Here is a 16635-nt window from a genome sequence, read left to right on the forward strand (position 1 = left end):
TCATATTTATTATTCATTTATGAATAAAATCTCAAAATGTTTTGATAAATTGCAATAGAAATTGAGCACAATTTGAGAAAACAAATGAAAGTATTAGTTACGGGTGCAACTGGTTTTATTGGTAGTCACGTAGCAGATAAACTTCTGCAAAAAGGATACCAGGTCCGATGTATTGCTCGTAAATCAAGTAACTTACGTTGGTTAGAAGGCAAGAACTTTGAAATAGTTGAAGCAAGCTTAGATAATAAGGATAGCTTAGTAAGAGCAGTAGAAGGTGTTGATTATATTTATCACATAGCGGGGCTTACTTTTGCTAGAAATTACGAAGAATTTTTACGTGGGAATAGAGATGCTACTGCAAATTTGCTTGATGTAACTGAAAAATATGCACCTAACATAAAGAGGTTTCTTTTTGTGAGTAGCCAAACTGTTACTGGACCAGCAAAATCATTAGATGAACCAGTTGATGAGACTACTCCTTGCCATCCGATTACGTCCTATGGCAAAAGTAAGAAAGCAGCAGAAGACGTTGTGCTTTCTTATTTGGGGAAGATACCTTTTACAGTTGTTAGAGCTCCTGCTGTATATGGACCTCGCGATACTGCAATATTCGATGTTTTCAGAACAGTAAAAATGGGGCTTGGTGCTATGGTAGGATTTCGGGACAAATATATCAGTTTGATTCACTCTGAAGATCTTTCACGTGGAATTATTGAAGCGGCTGAAAGCGATAATACTGCTAATGAAATATATTTTGTTTCAAGTGAAGAATTTTATACTTGGAAACAGTTAATAAATTTGATTGCAGAGAAAATGGATAAAAAGTTTGTAATAAAAATAAGGCTTCCTCACTGGGCTGTTCTTACTGTTGCTGGTATTTCAGAATTTCTGGGCAAATTTTCAGCAAAACCCCCTGTGTTTAATTACGAAAAAGGTATTGATTTTATTCAAGATTACTGGATCTGCTCAACTGCAAAAGCAAAACGTGATTTTGGCTACAAGCAACTTATGTCAATTGAAGATGGTATGAAAAACACTATAGATTGGTACAAACAAAATAAATGGCTATGAGAAATACCTACAAAATAATTATTATCTCTTTTTGTTCTATTATTCTGGCTATTTCAATTATTAGTTTTTTAGTTAATCTTAAAAATATATCTATTTCTCAAAAACAACAATTCACAAAATCTGTTCAATTAATGGATACTGTGAAAATCTTTACTAATAATTACGGTATTCCATATTTTAAAGCTAATAGTGATAATGATTTATTTTTTGCCGTTGGTTATTTCCACGCGAAAGAAAGACTATGGCAAATGGATGTAGCTCGTCGTGCTGGAAAAGGCAAGTTATCTGAAATTTTTGGTGAAAAGACATTAAAATATGATTTATTTCTTCGTACTCTCAATTTAGAGAATACAGTTAGAGAAACCAAAGATGTATTAAGCAAAAAATCATTACAAATTCTTACATCTTATACAAACGGTGTTAATTTTTATATTCAAGAAAATAAAAATAAATTAAGTTTCGAGTTCGGACTTCTTTCTTATGAACCAGAAGAATGGACAGTAGATGACTGCATAATAATTAGTAAAATGATGGCTTTTGAGTTAAGCCTCGGTTTTTATTACGATATTGCTTTCGGAGAAATGGCTAATTCGTTTGGGTACGATAAAGCAAAGAAACTAATACCTTCCTATCCTTCCAATAGCCCGTTTGTTCTTGATGAAACAGTAAAGACAAGAAACTATTCTATTCCAGAAATTTCTCGTGATTCAATTAAGCTTGATAGTTCTTCAATCACACGTTCCTGTAATAATAAGTTTGATAATATTTGTAAAGATGATTTAAAATCAATCTTTCAAACAATTTTTGAAACAAGAGATTTTTTAGGAATGAATGGGATGTCCATTGGTAGTAATTCTTGGGCAAGAAATAAAAGTTTTAATAATAAATCAGCTGCAATTTTAGCAAACGACCCCCATCTTCCTGTGGGATTGCCTGCAAGATGGCTACCAATGCATATTCAATCAGATGAGCTAAATGTTTTTGGTTTTTCCATACCTGGAATACCATTGGTAATAATAGGACGTAATAATAATATTGCTTGGGGAATTACTAATGTTATGCTTGATGACGTAGATTTTTTTGTGGAAAAAGTAGATAATTCTGGGAAATTCTATTTTTCAAATGATTCTATAAAAAAAGAAATTACTTATGTTCTAGATACTGTTAATATTCGTGGCAAAGAAAATTACGTTTACTATAGAAAATTTACTGAAAGAGGGCAAATTATTTCTGATTTGCATATCTTTAATAATGAAAAAAACTCAAAAAATAAATATCTCGATAAATTTTCTCTTACTTTTCGCTGGGTTGGTAATGTCGCAAATGATGACTTTATTAATATGTATAATATTAATAAAGCAAAAAATTGGCAGCAATTCACAGAGGCATTGAATTTATGGAGTGCCCCAGCTCTGAATTTTACCTATGCTGATAAACAAGGGAATATTGGTATAGCTCCAAGTGGATTTATTCCTATCCGTGATATAAATTGCAATCCTAATTTTCCAAATAATGCTTTTGAAAATAAAACTGGTTGGTTAGGAATTGCAAAAGGCAATGTTTTCGGAAAGCTATATAATCCTCAAAAACGATTTGTTGCATCAGCCAACAACAAAACTGCCGATGGAATACCTTATCACATTACATCATTTTGGGAACCTCCTTCAAGAATTGAGCGAATTGAAGAATTGTTATTAATTAGCGAAGAATATTCTGTAAGAGACGCTCAATATATGCAAATTGATTATTATTCGATGTATGCGAAACAAATGTTTATGTATATCATTCCTATACTTGAAAGATATAAGAATTTGCTGGATTCAGATGAAATAAATATTTACCGTGTCTTCAAAAAATGGGATTTTGTTTTAAATACTGAGAGTTTGGAAGCAACAATTTTCAATTTATTTATAGAGCGATATCTTTATAATACTTTTTTTGATGACCTTGGCGAAGGGTACTATAAAAAGTATCTTTTACTTAGTGGCATACCACTTAGAAAATTGATGGAGATTACAGAAGATAATTTTAATATATTCTTCGATAACGTTAAAACCTCGAATGTAGAAAGACGTGATTATCAAATTGTGAAAAGTTTCAAGGAAGCAATTAAAAAAGCTCAAGAAATTTTCAAAAATACAAATTATAAAAGTTGGAAATGGGGAAATCTTCATACTATTAATCTTAAACACAAACTTTCAGAAGTTGATTTTGTTGGCTCAGTGGTTACAGTTGGTCCATATCCAATCGGTGGGAATAGCACAACAATCAATAATACAGAATATAGAATATACAATAATTATGAAACAGTAATTGCTCCATCGGTTCGTTTTGTTGCCGATATGGGGGAGGATATTCTGTATTTTTCTCTCCCAGGTGGTGTTAGTGGAGATCCGCTTAGCCCAAATTATTCTAATTTAGTCCAAATTTGGTTAAATGGTGGATACATAAAATATTATTTTAATGATTTTTATTCAAATGATTTAAATCTTTCAGTTGTAATGGAACCAATATTATCTGAAATTGAATAAAATAAAAAAATATTATTTTCGATTTGTTATTTTTGTATTCAAGAGAAATTTCATTATTTCATTTTATAAATGTGAGGTATAAGAATGTCAAAAGAAAAAAAATCAAAAACTAAGAATCCAAAATATGTTTATTATTTTGGTGGTGGCAAAGCCGAAGGCGATGCAAATATGAAAGAACTCCTTGGTGGTAAAGGTGCAAATCTTGCTGAAATGGTGAATATGGGGTTACCAGTTCCAGCCGGTTTTACAATTACTACTGAGGTATGTACATATTTCTATCAAAATAATAAAACTTATCCGAAAGAATTATATAAGCAGGTTGAAGAAGCTATAGAAAAATTAGAAAAGGAAATGGGGGCAAAATTTGCTGATCCCAAAAATCCTTTATTAGTATCAGTTCGTTCTGGTGCTCGTGCATCAATGCCCGGAATGATGGATACTATTCTCAATTTAGGCTTAAATGATATTACTGTTCAAGGATTAATTGAACGTTCCGGCAATCCTCGTTTCGCTTATGATTCATATCGTCGTTTTGTTGCTATGTATGGCGATGTGGTCCTCGAAATGAAACCGGAAAACAAAGATGAAGAAGATCCATTTGAAGTAATTTTGGAAAGAAAGAAGCACGCTCGTGGAGTAAAACTTGATGTTGAACTTACCGCTGAAGATTTAAAGGAATTGGTATCTGAGTTTAAGCAAGCCATTAAAGAACGCACTGGTAAGAACTTCCCGGAAGATCCTAAAGAACAGCTCTGGGGTGCAATCGGTGCTGTTTTCAATTCCTGGATGAATCCAAGAGCAATTGTTTATCGCAAACTTAATAATATTCCGGAATCTTGGGGTACTGCTGTCAATGTTCAGGCTATGGTCTTTGGCAATATGGGAGAAGATTCTGGTACTGGTGTGGCTTTCACTCGTGATGCTGCAACAGGTGAAAATTATTTCTATGGTGAATTTTTAATGAATGCTCAGGGTGAAGATGTTGTTGCTGGTATTCGCACTCCACATAAGATTGAATTATTAAAAGAAATTGATCCAGATTCTTATAATCAACTTGAAAAAATTCGCAAAATATTGGAAAAACACTACCGCGACATGCTCGATATTGAATTTACAATTCAGAATAAAAAGCTTTATATGTTGCAATGCCGTGTCGGAAAACGCACAGCAATGGCAGCAATGAAAATTGCAGTTGATATGGTTAATGAAAAACTCATTAAGCCAAAAGAAGCATTGATGAGAATAGAACCCGACCAGCTCAACCAATTGCTTAGACCTGTTTTCGATATTAACGAGAAGAAAAAAGCACTGCAAGAAAATCGCTTGTTAGCTAAAGGGCTTAATGCCGGACCAGGCGCTGCAACCGGAAAGATTGTATTTAATGCAGAAGATGCTGTTGAAGAAGCAAAGAAAGGTGAAAAAGTTATTTTAGTGCGTATTGAAACATCGCCAGAAGATATTGCCGGAATGAATGCTGCAGAAGGTATTCTTACTGCCCGTGGTGGTATGACTTCCCACGCGGCACTTGTTGCAAGACAAATGGGTAAGGTTTGTGTTGCTGGATGTGGCACATTGGTGATTGATTATAAAGCTCGCACCTTGAAAGTCGAAGGTTCGGATGTCGTTCTCAAAGAAGGCGATTGGATTTCTATTGACGGTTCAACTGGTGAGGTAATTGCTGGTAAAGTTGAAACTAAACCAAGTGAAGTAATTGAAGTATTGCTGCAAAAGACTTTAAAGCCTGAAGATGCACCAACTTACAAAATTTACGAGCAAATAATGAATTGGGCTGATGAGTATCGCCGTTTGAATGTTCGCACAAATGCTGACCAGCCAGATCAGGCAGCCAATGCGGTAGCATTTGGTGCCGAAGGTATTGGTTTGTGCCGTACCGAACATATGTTCTTTGGTGAAGGTAAAATCGGTCCAATGAGAGAAATGATTTTGGCTGATAATGTTGAAGATCGCAGAAAAGCTTTAGCAAAATTACTTCCATTCCAGAGAGCAGATTTCGAAGGTATTTTTGAAGCAATGGATGGTCGTCCGGTTACAATTCGAACAATAGATCCTCCACTTCACGAATTCTTGCCACACGACGAAGCCGGACAAAAACAAGTAGCCAAAGAAATGGGAATAGATTATAAGAAAGTTAAAGAAAGAGTTGAGGCTCTTCACGAGTTCAATCCTATGCTTGGTTTCCGCGGCTGTCGCCTTGGTCTAATCTATCCAGAAATCACGGAAATGCAAGCACGTGCTATTTTTGAAGCAACTGTAAATGTAATGAAACGTGGCAAAAAAGTTCTTCCGGAAGTAATGATTCCGCTTGTTGGAAATGTGAAAGAATTAAAGCACCAAGAAGAAATTGTTCGCAACGTTGCCAATAAAGTAATGGAAGAAACTGGCGTTAAGTTCGATTATTTGGTTGGTACAATGATCGAAGTGCCAAGAGGTGCAATAACTGCAAAACAAATTGCAGAAGTTGCAGAATTCTTCTCATTCGGAACAAACGATTTAACGCAAACTACTCTTGGTTTGAGCCGAGATGATTCTGGTAGATTCTTGCCAGAATATGTAAACCGTGAAATATATGCAGTAGATCCGTTTGTCTCAATAGATCGTGAAGGTGTCGGCTTCTTAATGAAACATGCAGTTTCCGAAGGAAGGATAGCTCGTCCGAATATTAAACTTGGAATTTGTGGAGAACACGGCGGAGATCCATCATCAGTTGAATTCTGCCACGAAATTGGCTTGAATTATGTTTCTTGTTCTCCATTCAGAGTTCCTATTGCTCGTTTAGCTGCTGCACGTGCAGCAATTCGCGAAGATTTAGCTAAAAAAGCAGAAAAAAAAGATAAGAAAGAATCTAAAAAATCTGATAAAAAGAAAGAAAAAAAAGATAAAAAATAAAGTAATAAAGAGATGATTTTTGATTGTATTTTAAGGCGAGTTTCTATAACTCGCCTTTTCATTAATATTTTGATAGTTAATATTTAATGTAAATCGGAACTGTCGAAAAATTATTATTAATACTATTCTTGTTCTTTTCTATTCAAATTTTTTTATTAATTTTGAAAAATTGTTTAAGTGTAATTATTTATTAAATGGCAGTTTTTATTAAAAAAATCGCTTTCCCTGATAAAAAATTAATTGAAACCCATTGGAATGACGGATTTAAGTCAACTATCAAACTTGAAGTTTTACGAAATAATTGTCCTTGTGCTGATTGCCAAGAAAATAACGCTCAAAACCAATCTGGATTTATTAACTTGAATCAATTTAAACCAGGAAAGTTTTCAATTAAAAAGATAAATGTAGTTGGGAACTATGCTATTAATCTGATTTGGGAAGATGGGCACGACACAGGTATTTATCCATTTGATTTTTTACGTGTTTTATTTGAAAAATATAAACTTCAAGATGAAGAAATAGAAAAAATGATAAACATTAATAATCAATCGCAAAATAATTAAAGGAGTGTTATGAGAACCGTTAAAGTTCCTAAAGGAACAGAACTAACTTGTAAAAACTGGCAAATTGAAGCCGCATATAGAATGATTCATCATAATTTAGATCCTGAAAATGCAGAAAAACCCTCTGAATTAATTGTTTACGGAGGATATGGTAAGGCTGCTCGCAACTGGGAGTGCTTCGACGCAATAGTCAATTGCCTGAAAAACTTAAATGAAGATGAAACTTTGCTCGTTCAATCCGGAAAACCAGTTGGTGTTGCTAAAACTTACACTTCTGCACCAAAAGTCATTATTGCAAACTCTAATCTTGTTCCAAAATGGGCAAACTGGGATGAATTCCGTAAGCTCGATGAACTTGGATTGATGATGTATGGACAAATGACTGCTGGAAGCTGGATATATATTGGTACTCAGGGAATTTTACAAGGCACTTACGAAACTTTTGCAGAATGTGCTCGCCAGCATTTTGGCGGTGATTTAGCTGGTCGTTTCTTGCTCACCGGTGGAATGGGAGGAATGGGTGGAGCTCAGCCTCTTGCTGCTACTTTTGCTGGTGCAGTATCAATAACAGTTGAAATTGATGAAACAAGAATAGATAAAAGAATTCACGACGGTTATTGCGATATTAAAGTTGATAACTTGGACAAAGCACTTGAGCTTGTTGAACAGTACAAAAGAGAAAGAAAAGCAATTTCAATCGGATTGATTGGGAATACCGCTGAAATACTTCCCGAAATATTACGTCGTGGAATTATTCCTGATGTAGTAACTGACCAAACAGCTGCTCACGATCCTCTTAACGGATATTATCCTGCTGGCTATACGAAACAACAAGCTGATGAACTGAGAAAAAATAATCCTCAAAAGTATTTAGAAGAAACATATAAATCTATTGCAATTCACGTTCAGACAATGCTTGAATTCCAAAAACATGGTTCTATAGTTTTTGACTATGGAAATAATATTCGTGGTATTGCAAAAGAATACGGTAATATTAATAATGCTTTCGATTTTCCTGGATTTGTTCCTGCTTATATTCGTCCACTGTTTTGTGATGGCAAAGGTCCTTTCCGTTGGGTTGCTTTATCTGGCGATCCGAATGATATTAAGAAAACTGATGAAGCAATAATGGATCTGTTCCCGAATGATACTGCTTTATATCGATGGATTAAAAATGCTCAGCAACGTGTTCGTTACCAGGCTTTGCCTGCAAGAATATGCTGGCTTGGATATGGTGATAGAATGAAAGCAGGATTACTATTCAACGAGCTTGTTAAAAATGGTGATGTAAGTGCACCAATCGTTATTGGGCGCGACCATTTAGATTGTGGCTCCGTTGCTTCACCTTATCGCGAAACAGAAAGTATGAAAGATGGTTCAGATGCTATTGCTGACTGGGTTTATTTAAACTTTGCTTTGAATGCAATTGGTGGCGCTTCTTGGGTTTCTTTCCACCATGGTGGTGGCGTTGGTATGGGACTTTCGCTTCATGCTGGTATGGTAGTTGTTGCAGATGGTACCGAAGAAGCAGAAGGCAGACTATCACGTGTTCTTACCTATGATCCTTTAATGGGTATTTTGCGTCATTCTGATGCGGGTTATGAACGAGCCATTGATAACGCTAAAAAGCACAACATTGTAATTCCGATGTTAAAATGATATTAAAGTTTATAATAAAAATTACGATAAAAAAATGTAACTTATTTGTTTTATATTAGTATATTGAAATAAAAGGAGGTGTAACTCTAAATTTTTATTCTTTCATTATTGTAACTTTCAAGGTAATAGTTGTGGGAAGAAAAAAGAAAATAGATTCGTTAAAAATAACAGCGAATGGAAGCCATTCTGAGGATTTGAAAAATGGTAATGAAGGTGCAAACACAAGCTTAAATTTGACTGATCAGATTGAACAGCTATTTAAAACCGATAGAAAAAAGTTCTTGGGCTTCATTCGTCAAAGAGTCCGTAGCCAGGAAGAAGCAGAAGATATTTTACAGGACGTTTTTACAAACGTTTTAGCTGCTTCTGCAAACGTTCAGAAGCCAATTGAAAATATTGCTTCGTGGGTGTTTACTGCTGTTCGTAACCGCATTATTGATTCATATAGAAAAAAAAGAGCTGAAACTTTTACCGATATGCAAACTCAAGGTCAAGCCGACGAAGGAGTAGATTCATTTGAAAACTTTCTGGGAGATTTATCTACCAGCCCAGAAAGTGATTTGATTAGAAAAACTATTTGGGAAGCTGTTCTGGAAGGTTTAAATGAACTTCCTGATGAACAGAAAGATGTTTTTGTAAAAAATGAGTTCGAAGGTATTTCATTCAGAGAAATGTCCGAAGAAACAGGAGTGAACATTAATACTTTACTTGCTCGTAAAAGGTATGCTGTTTTGCATTTAAGAAAAAAACTAAAGGATTTGTATAAGTCTGTAAATAATTCATGAAACTATTAATAATCTATGTTTTTCACCCCAATATAGTATCTGCTGTGTTGGGGTTTTTCTTTTGTTTTTGATAAGTATTTACCGAGAATTTATGGATGAAAATCCACCTAATTCAATTATAAATAAAGTTGTTGTGTGAAAAACAAACGATATTGTTAGTTGATTTACGGATAAATTGGTAACGATAAAAAAATATCTATTAATTTTATTGTCATTTATTTTTCATTTATAAATATATAATATTCACTATATATTAATTTAGAGTTAATAAAATCTATAAATACTTATAAATTATAGGTTTAGGTGCGTCTAAATTTATTTTTTCTTTGTTTTATTCTTAATTATCTCTTTATTTTGTATAGTTTATAAGGTTACTTAATATAAATTTATTAAGGTAGTATATGGCAAATGTTCTTCAGAATTACGAAAATCTAAAGAAAGCTCTCGAATTTGCTTCAACCGATGCTGATAATACCGGAAAAATTATTATTCAGGTTGGTTCTGCAACTTGCGAAAAAGCAGCAGGTTCTGATGCTATTCGAGACGAATTCATCAAGCTTATCAAAGCTTCCGGACGTGACGACATTGTTGTCAAGCAAACCGGTTGTACTGGTCGCTGCTCGCAAGAACCAATTGTTGGTGTTTTTATTCCCAAGCAGTTTCCTGTAAAGTATTCTCAGGTTAAAGTCGAAGAAGTATTAGAGATTTTTCAAACACACGTGCTTGGGCAGCAACCTGTTGCTAAATTTATGCTTGACAAAACAACGGAAACGCTCTACAAACACGTTGTAACAATATGTTCGTCGAGTCGATGCAATACTGACAACAAGTCTTGGATTGATATTTTCAACAGACTTATTAAAGAAAAAAATTTGCCTCCAACTGAAGTAAAAGTACTTCAAGGAGGCTGTATTGGTTTATGTACAGAGGAGCCAAACGAAATTAGCCATGGCGTTATGATGGTTTTCCCTGAAAATGTTATCTACAAATTTCATAATGAAGAAGAATTATCAAAAATAATTGATATTCATATAGTTGAAAATGGTCGCGCACGCGATTTTATGGTTCATACTGATAATTTAACAGAAGTATATTTTAAATTTTATGGTGATGTATCTTTCTTTAATAAGCAAACAAGAATTACGTTAAGAAATTGTGGTATTATTGACCCTGAGAGCTTAACAGATTATATTCATGCTCAAGGATTTGAGGCTCTTGCAAGAGTTCTTTATAAAGGTGATCCTGAATTTGTAATAAATGAAATTATTAAGTCCGGATTGAGAGGTCGTGGTGGTGGCGGTTTCCCAACCGGTATCAAATGGCGTAATACCAGAACGATGAATCCGGATCCTATTAAATATGTTGTTTGTAATGCTGACGAAGGCGATCCAGGTGCATTTATGGATAGAAGTGCTCTCGAAGGAGATCCATTCTCGATTATTGAAGGTATGATAATCGGAGCGTATGCTATAGGTGCATCAAAAGGTTATGTATATATCCGTGCTGAATATCCGCTTGCCATTCAACGCATAGAAAATGCAATTTGGAAATGCCACAAAATGAATTTGCTTGGCAAAAATATTCTTGGTTCTGGATTTGATTTTGATATAGAAATAAGATTAGGTGCCGGTGCTTTTGTTTGTGGTGAAGAAACAGCATTATTGCAATCTATTGAAGGCAAACGTGGACAACCCGTTATTAGACCTCCGTATCCATCAGTAAAAGGATTATGGGGACATCCTACTTGTATCAACAATGTGGAAACCTGGGCTAATGTTCCTGCTATTATGCTGTATGGTGCAGACTGGTTCTCTCGTATTGGCACAGAAGGAAGTAAAGGCACAAAAGTATTTGCTCTCGCTGGTAAAGTGAAAAATACAGGGCTTATTGAAGTTCCTATGGGGACTACACTTCGTGAAATTATTTTCGACATCGGTGGCGGTATTCCAAATGGTCGTCAGTTGAAAGCTGTTCAGACTGGTGGTCCGTCTGGTGGATGTATCCCAATGAATAAAATCGATACTCCTGTTGATTATGAAACTTTAAAAAGCATCGGCTCAATGATGGGTTCCGGTGGTATGATTGTTCTTGATGATGCAGACTGTATTGTATCCACTGCAAAATTCTTCCTTGAATTTACAAAAGATGAATCTTGTGGAAAGTGCTTGCCTTGCCGTGAAGGTACTTTCAGAATGCTCGAAATTCTTGAGAAAATTACTTCTGGACACGGTGAAATGGAAGATTTGGACAAATTAGAAAGACTTGGGCGAGCAATTCAAAAGTCTTCTCTCTGTGGTTTAGGTATGTCTGCTCCAAATCCAGTTCTTTCAGCGTTAGAACATTTTAGAGAAGAATTCGAAATACATATCAAAGAAAAACGCTGTCCTACTCAAAGATGTTCTAAACTTATCACATACAAGATTATACCTGAGAAATGTACAGGTTGTACTCTTTGTGCAAGACGCTGTCCGGTTTCTTGTATTCGTGGATTTGCTAAAAAACCACACGAAATTATGCAAGAGCATTGTATTAAATGCGGAGAATGCTACAATGCTTGTAAGTTTGATGCAATAGAGAAAATTTAAGGAGGAGAATAAATGAAATATGTAAATGCAATAATAGATGATATCCCGGTTTCCGTAGTCGAAGGCACAACTATTATGGAAGCTGCGGATAAAATTAATGCTCATATCCCACGGTTGTGTTATCATCCGTTTCTTTCTACAGAAGGTGCATGTCGTATTTGTGTTGTAGAAGTTGAAGGTGCTCGCAATTATTTGCCTGCATGTGCTACTGCTATTCAGGAAGGAATGGTAATTCGCACTAATTCACCGCAGATACGTCAAACTCGCAGAGATTTGGTTGAATTGTTGTTGGATAATCATCCTCGTGCTTGTTTGACTTGCGTCAGAGACGGTAATTGTGAACTTCAAAATCTTGCTTATAAGCTTGGCGTGAGAGACAGACTTTATGCAGGAGAAAGAAAACGTCATCCAATTGAAAATTCAAGTGTATCTGTTATTCGTGATGCCGAAAAATGTATTCTATGCCGCCGTTGTGTGCGTGTTTGTTCGGAAATTCAAGGTGTTCATAACCTTAGCCAGATGCATCGCGGCTTCCGAACTGTTGTTACTCCTGCTTTCGAAGCACCTATGGATGATTCTGTTTGTATAAAATGTGGTCAGTGTATCAATGTTTGTCCTACCGCTGCTTTTATAGAACAGGATGCAACTGAAATAGTTTGGAAGGCACTAGAAAACCCAGATTTGCACGTAGTTGTTCAGACTGCTCCAGCAATTCGTGCTGCAATTGGTGAGGGATGGAACCTTCCACCAGGTACTTATGTAACTGGTAAAATGGTTACAGCTCTTCGTCGCCTTGGATTTGACGCTGTATTTGATACTGATTTTGCCGCCGACCTAACTATTATGGAAGAATCTCACGAACTAATCGAGAGAATAAAAAAAGGTGAGAATTTACCTTTGATTACTTCCTGTTCACCAGGGTGGATTAAGTTTTTAGAGCATTTCTATCCTGAATTAATTCCAAATGCATCTTCTTGCAAGTCACCTATGCAAATGGAATCCACACTTCTTAAAACGTACTATGCAGAAAAAATGGGCATAGACCCTGAGAAAATTTTTGTTGTGGCAATTATGCCTTGTGTTGCGAAAAAATATGAAGCTAAAAGACCCGAACATTATATGAAAGAAAATGTTCCTTATACAGATGCAGTTCTTACAACTCGTGAGCTTATCTGGATGATTAAGGCTTATGGAATTGACTTTGTAAATCTTCCTGATAGTGAGTTTGATGCTCCTTTGGGCTATTCAACAGGAGCTGGTGATATATTTGGTTCTACTGGTGGTGTAATGGAAGCTGCGCTTCGCACTGCTTACGAAAAAATTACCGGTGAAAAAATTCAAGAACTTGAATTTACAAATGTTCGTGCAATTGAAGGATTACGCGAGGCAACTATTCAAATCGGTGATCTATCTCTGAACGTTGCAGTTTCTAATGGATTAAATAATGCTAAAAAGATTTTGGAAAAAATCAAGTCAGGTGAAAAACAATATCATTTAGTTGAAATTATGGCTTGCCCAGGTGGATGTGTTGCTGGCGGTGGACAGCCACTTGTCAATGCAGGTGATTATGTTTATCCATTAGATCCGGAAACAGTTCGTAAACGTCAAATGGCACTATATAGAATTGACGAAAGTAAAGAGCTGAGAAAATCTCACGAAAATCCTTTCATTATCAAATTGTATGAAGAATTTTTAGGTGAACCGGGTAGCGAAAAAGCTCATCATCTTCTTCATACTACTTATGAACCAAAATTACCAAGGGGGATTAAATAATGGAACAACCTATCTATACATTGGATCAGGATATTCAGGATTTTATTTCGAATTGCCTGAATTTAGAGCATCCTGAAAGTTATCTTATTGCAGTTCTGCATAAAGTACAAGAACGCTATGGTTATCTTTCGGAAAAACATATGGACGAAGTTGCTCACCTGTTGCAAGTTCCTACTTCCACTGTTTATGGTGTTGCAACTTTCTATCATTTCTTCAAGCTCAAACCAGCTGGTAAATATAAAATTTCGATCTGCCTTGGCACAGCTTGCTTTGTGAAAGGTGCTGATTTAGTCCTTGATTCATTTAAAACTGAACTTGGATGTGGAGTTGGCGAAACAACCGCTGATGGAATGTTCTCAATCGAGGGAACACGTTGCCTTGGTGTTTGTGCATTAGCCCCGGTTGTAACAATTAATGAGCAAGTTTTTGGCAATGTTAAGCCAACTCAGGTTACTGAAATTTTGCATAAAATAAAAGAAGCGAAACCAACTGGTGCAAAAACTTATTGATAAGTCATTCATTTAATAAAACGAGCCACTCTTTTTTAAGTGGCTCGTTTTTTATTCTTGTTTTTAAGTTAGGCTTTTTTTCATAAATTAAGATTTTATTTTCGTGCAAGTTGAAAAAAATGATTGACGTTAATTCTTCTATTGGTGTTTTTGATTCAGGAATTGGTGGGCTAACAGTTCTCAGGCAACTAATTCGGTTTATGCCAGATGAACACTATATTTATCTTGGTGATACTGCTCGTGTTCCGTATGGGAATAAATCAGAGTCAATTGTTCGCACATATGCTGAGCAATTTACTCGTTTTTTAATTGCAAAAAATGTAAAATTAATTGTTGTAGCCTGCAATACTGTTTCCTCTGTTGCATTAGATACTGTTAGAGAAATTGCCGGGGATATTGAAGTTATTGGGATGATTGAACATACTTCCTACGCTGCTTTAAGAACCACATTGAACAATAAAATTGGTATTATTGGCACTCGTGCTACAATTAATAGTAATGCATATCTGGAAGGTATTAAGTCAATAGCCGGTGGAGAAAATGTTAAAATCATCTCGCAAGCTTGCCCACTATTTGTTCCTATTGTTGAGGAAGGATTAATAAATCATCAAATTGCTTATCTTGCTGCACAAGAATATTTATCAAATTTGATAAGCGAAAATGTCGATACGATAGTTCTTGGCTGTACTCACTATCCTTTATTGTCTCGTGTGATTTCTGAAATTGTTCCTGGTGCTACTCTGATTGATTGCGGTGAACACTCTTCCGTCGCAGCATTGAGAAGTTTAGCTGAGAAAAATTTATTACGTAAACAATCCTCTACTATTAATCAAAAGCCAGAAATTGAATTTTATGTTACTGATATTCCTTCTGTATTTTATGAGCAGGCTCAAAGATTTCTTGGATTTCCTATTGATACACCTAAAACAATTGATTTCAGGGATTTAGTATAAAATGGAAAAATTAATCTTAAAGAAAAATGCCGATGAGAGAATAAAACACGGTCATCCTTGGATTTTTAGCAATGAAGTTGAGAGGCATATAAATTGCGAAGATGGTGAAATTGTAGAAATTGTTTCTTCAAGTGGAATATCTTATGGATTAGCATTCTATAATGCTCATAGTTTAGTTTCTGCTCGTTTGTTATACACAGACAAATTTGATTATTCGCTTATTTGCCAAAGAATTCGGCATTCGCTTGAATATCGAAAATCCATTTTCCAAAATGAGGATTCATACAGAGTTGTTTTTGGAGAATCAGATTTATTACCGGGTCTGATTGTTGATAAGTATTCAAATTTCCTTTCTGTTCAATTTCTGTCTGCTGGTGTGGATAAAATAAAAGATACAATTATTAATGCACTTTTAGAGGTCATCCCAAATATCGAGGGTATTATCGAAAAAGATATTTCTACACATAGGAAATCTGAAAATTTGCCAGAAATCGAGACTATTCTCTACGGAAATATTCCCGATAAAATTCGTTTCAGCGAAAATAAAATTCTATTTGACGTTTCCCTCAAAGAAGGTCAAAAGACGGGTTATTTCTTAGATCAGAAAATTAATCGTAAGTTTCTTCAAGATATTTCGGCAGGAAAAACTATCCTTGATTGTTTTTGCAACCAGGGCGGATTTGCCCTAAATGCAGCAGTTGCTAATGCTTCCTATGTTTTAGGGATTGATATTTCTCAGAATGCAGTTGATGCATCGAGTAATAACGCTAAAATTAACAACTTTAATAACGTCGAATTTATTAAAGATGATGTTTTTAATTTTCTGGAAAAAGAAAATACACGAGGGAAGAAGTGGGATATTATTGTTCTCGACCCACCAGCATTTACAAAAAATCGTAAAACTCTTCCGAAAGCAAAAGCTGGATATGCAAAAATTAATCGTTTAGCTTTGAGATTATTAAATAAAAACGGTTTTTTAGTTACCTCTTCTTGCTCGCATCATTTGAAAGAACAGGATTTTTATGAGATAATTCAACGTGAAGCATCGAAGCAAAAAATAAAATTAAGGCTTGTTTATCGTGGTATGCAGTCGCCCGACCATCCAATTCTAATTTCAATGCCTGAAACTCAATATCTTAAGTTCTTTGTTTTTCAATCGATTTGATATAACTTAACATCTTCGAAAGCAAAAAAATTAATCTAAACTAAAATAATATTTAAAAAAAACACTCTATATAGTTTGTGTAATGTTGCTGAACACAAAAAAGGGATATTTATGGCAAAGAATGTTAAAAAAAA

11 protein-coding genes are annotated in these 16635 nt (G+C 35.0%); all 11 read left to right on the plus strand.

What is annotated here, in order from left to right; genetic code table 11:
* The first annotated feature begins 84 nt into the window (after nt 1-84).
* The 11 genes from ACY2LT_RS01705 to ACY2LT_RS01755 all read left to right on the plus strand — a co-directional run bounded on the left by ACY2LT_RS01705 (nt 85) and on the right by ACY2LT_RS01755 (nt 16501).
* On the plus strand, nt 85-1071 hold the full coding sequence (locus ACY2LT_RS01705; protein ID WP_491815932.1) for an NAD-dependent epimerase/dehydratase family protein: 987 nt from the start codon (nt 85-87) through the stop codon (nt 1069-1071).
* Nucleotides 1068-3602: a penicillin acylase family protein gene (locus tag ACY2LT_RS01710; protein WP_491815933.1), complete on the plus strand. Its 2535-nt coding sequence runs from the start codon at nt 1068-1070 to the stop codon at nt 3600-3602. The genes ACY2LT_RS01705 and ACY2LT_RS01710 overlap by 4 nt, the downstream gene beginning before the upstream one ends.
* Before the next feature lie 84 nt (nt 3603-3686).
* Nucleotides 3687-6509, plus strand: a complete 2823-nt coding sequence (gene ppdK, locus ACY2LT_RS01715; RefSeq protein ID WP_491815934.1) for a pyruvate, phosphate dikinase — start codon at nt 3687-3689, stop codon at nt 6507-6509.
* Between the two features lie 194 nt (nt 6510-6703).
* Nucleotides 6704-7072, plus strand: a complete 369-nt coding sequence (locus ACY2LT_RS01720) for a DUF971 domain-containing protein (protein WP_491815935.1) — start codon at nt 6704-6706, stop codon at nt 7070-7072.
* 9 nt (nt 7073-7081) lie between these two features.
* Nucleotides 7082-8731 carry a urocanate hydratase gene (gene hutU, locus ACY2LT_RS01725; protein ID WP_491815936.1) on the plus strand — a complete coding sequence of 550 codons (1650 nt, stop codon included), beginning with the start codon at nt 7082-7084 and terminating at the stop codon, nt 8729-8731.
* 131 nt (nt 8732-8862) lie between these two features.
* Nucleotides 8863-9516 (plus strand): RNA polymerase sigma factor, encoded by a 654-nt coding sequence (locus ACY2LT_RS01730; protein ID WP_491815937.1) that lies wholly within the window; start codon nt 8863-8865, stop codon nt 9514-9516.
* A gap of 749 nt (nt 9517-10265) precedes the next feature.
* Nucleotides 10266-12101 (plus strand): NADH-ubiquinone oxidoreductase-F iron-sulfur binding region domain-containing protein, encoded by a 1836-nt coding sequence (locus tag ACY2LT_RS01735; protein ID WP_491816772.1) that lies wholly within the window; start codon nt 10266-10268, stop codon nt 12099-12101.
* A 12-nt stretch (nt 12102-12113) separates the two neighbouring features.
* Nucleotides 12114-13874, plus strand: a complete 1761-nt coding sequence (locus ACY2LT_RS01740) for an NADH-dependent [FeFe] hydrogenase, group A6 (protein ID WP_491815938.1) — start codon at nt 12114-12116, stop codon at nt 13872-13874.
* On the plus strand, nt 13874-14383 hold the full coding sequence (nuoE, locus tag ACY2LT_RS01745) for an NADH-quinone oxidoreductase subunit NuoE (protein WP_491815939.1): 510 nt from the start codon (nt 13874-13876) through the stop codon (nt 14381-14383). Before ACY2LT_RS01740 ends, nuoE begins: the two co-directional genes overlap by 1 nt.
* Nucleotides 14384-14502: 119 nt before the next feature.
* The gene (gene murI, locus ACY2LT_RS01750) at nt 14503-15336 is read left to right on the plus strand and encodes a glutamate racemase (protein ID WP_491815940.1); all 834 of its coding nucleotides are present in this window, start codon (nt 14503-14505) and stop codon (nt 15334-15336) included.
* Nucleotide 15337: 1 nt separating this feature from the next.
* Nucleotides 15338-16501 carry a class I SAM-dependent rRNA methyltransferase gene (locus ACY2LT_RS01755; RefSeq protein ID WP_491815941.1) on the plus strand — a complete coding sequence of 388 codons (1164 nt, stop codon included), beginning with the start codon at nt 15338-15340 and terminating at the stop codon, nt 16499-16501.
* The last annotated feature ends 134 nt before the right edge of the window (nt 16502-16635 follow it).

The sequence above is a fragment of the Eximiradius proteiniborus genome (assembly GCF_058546985.1).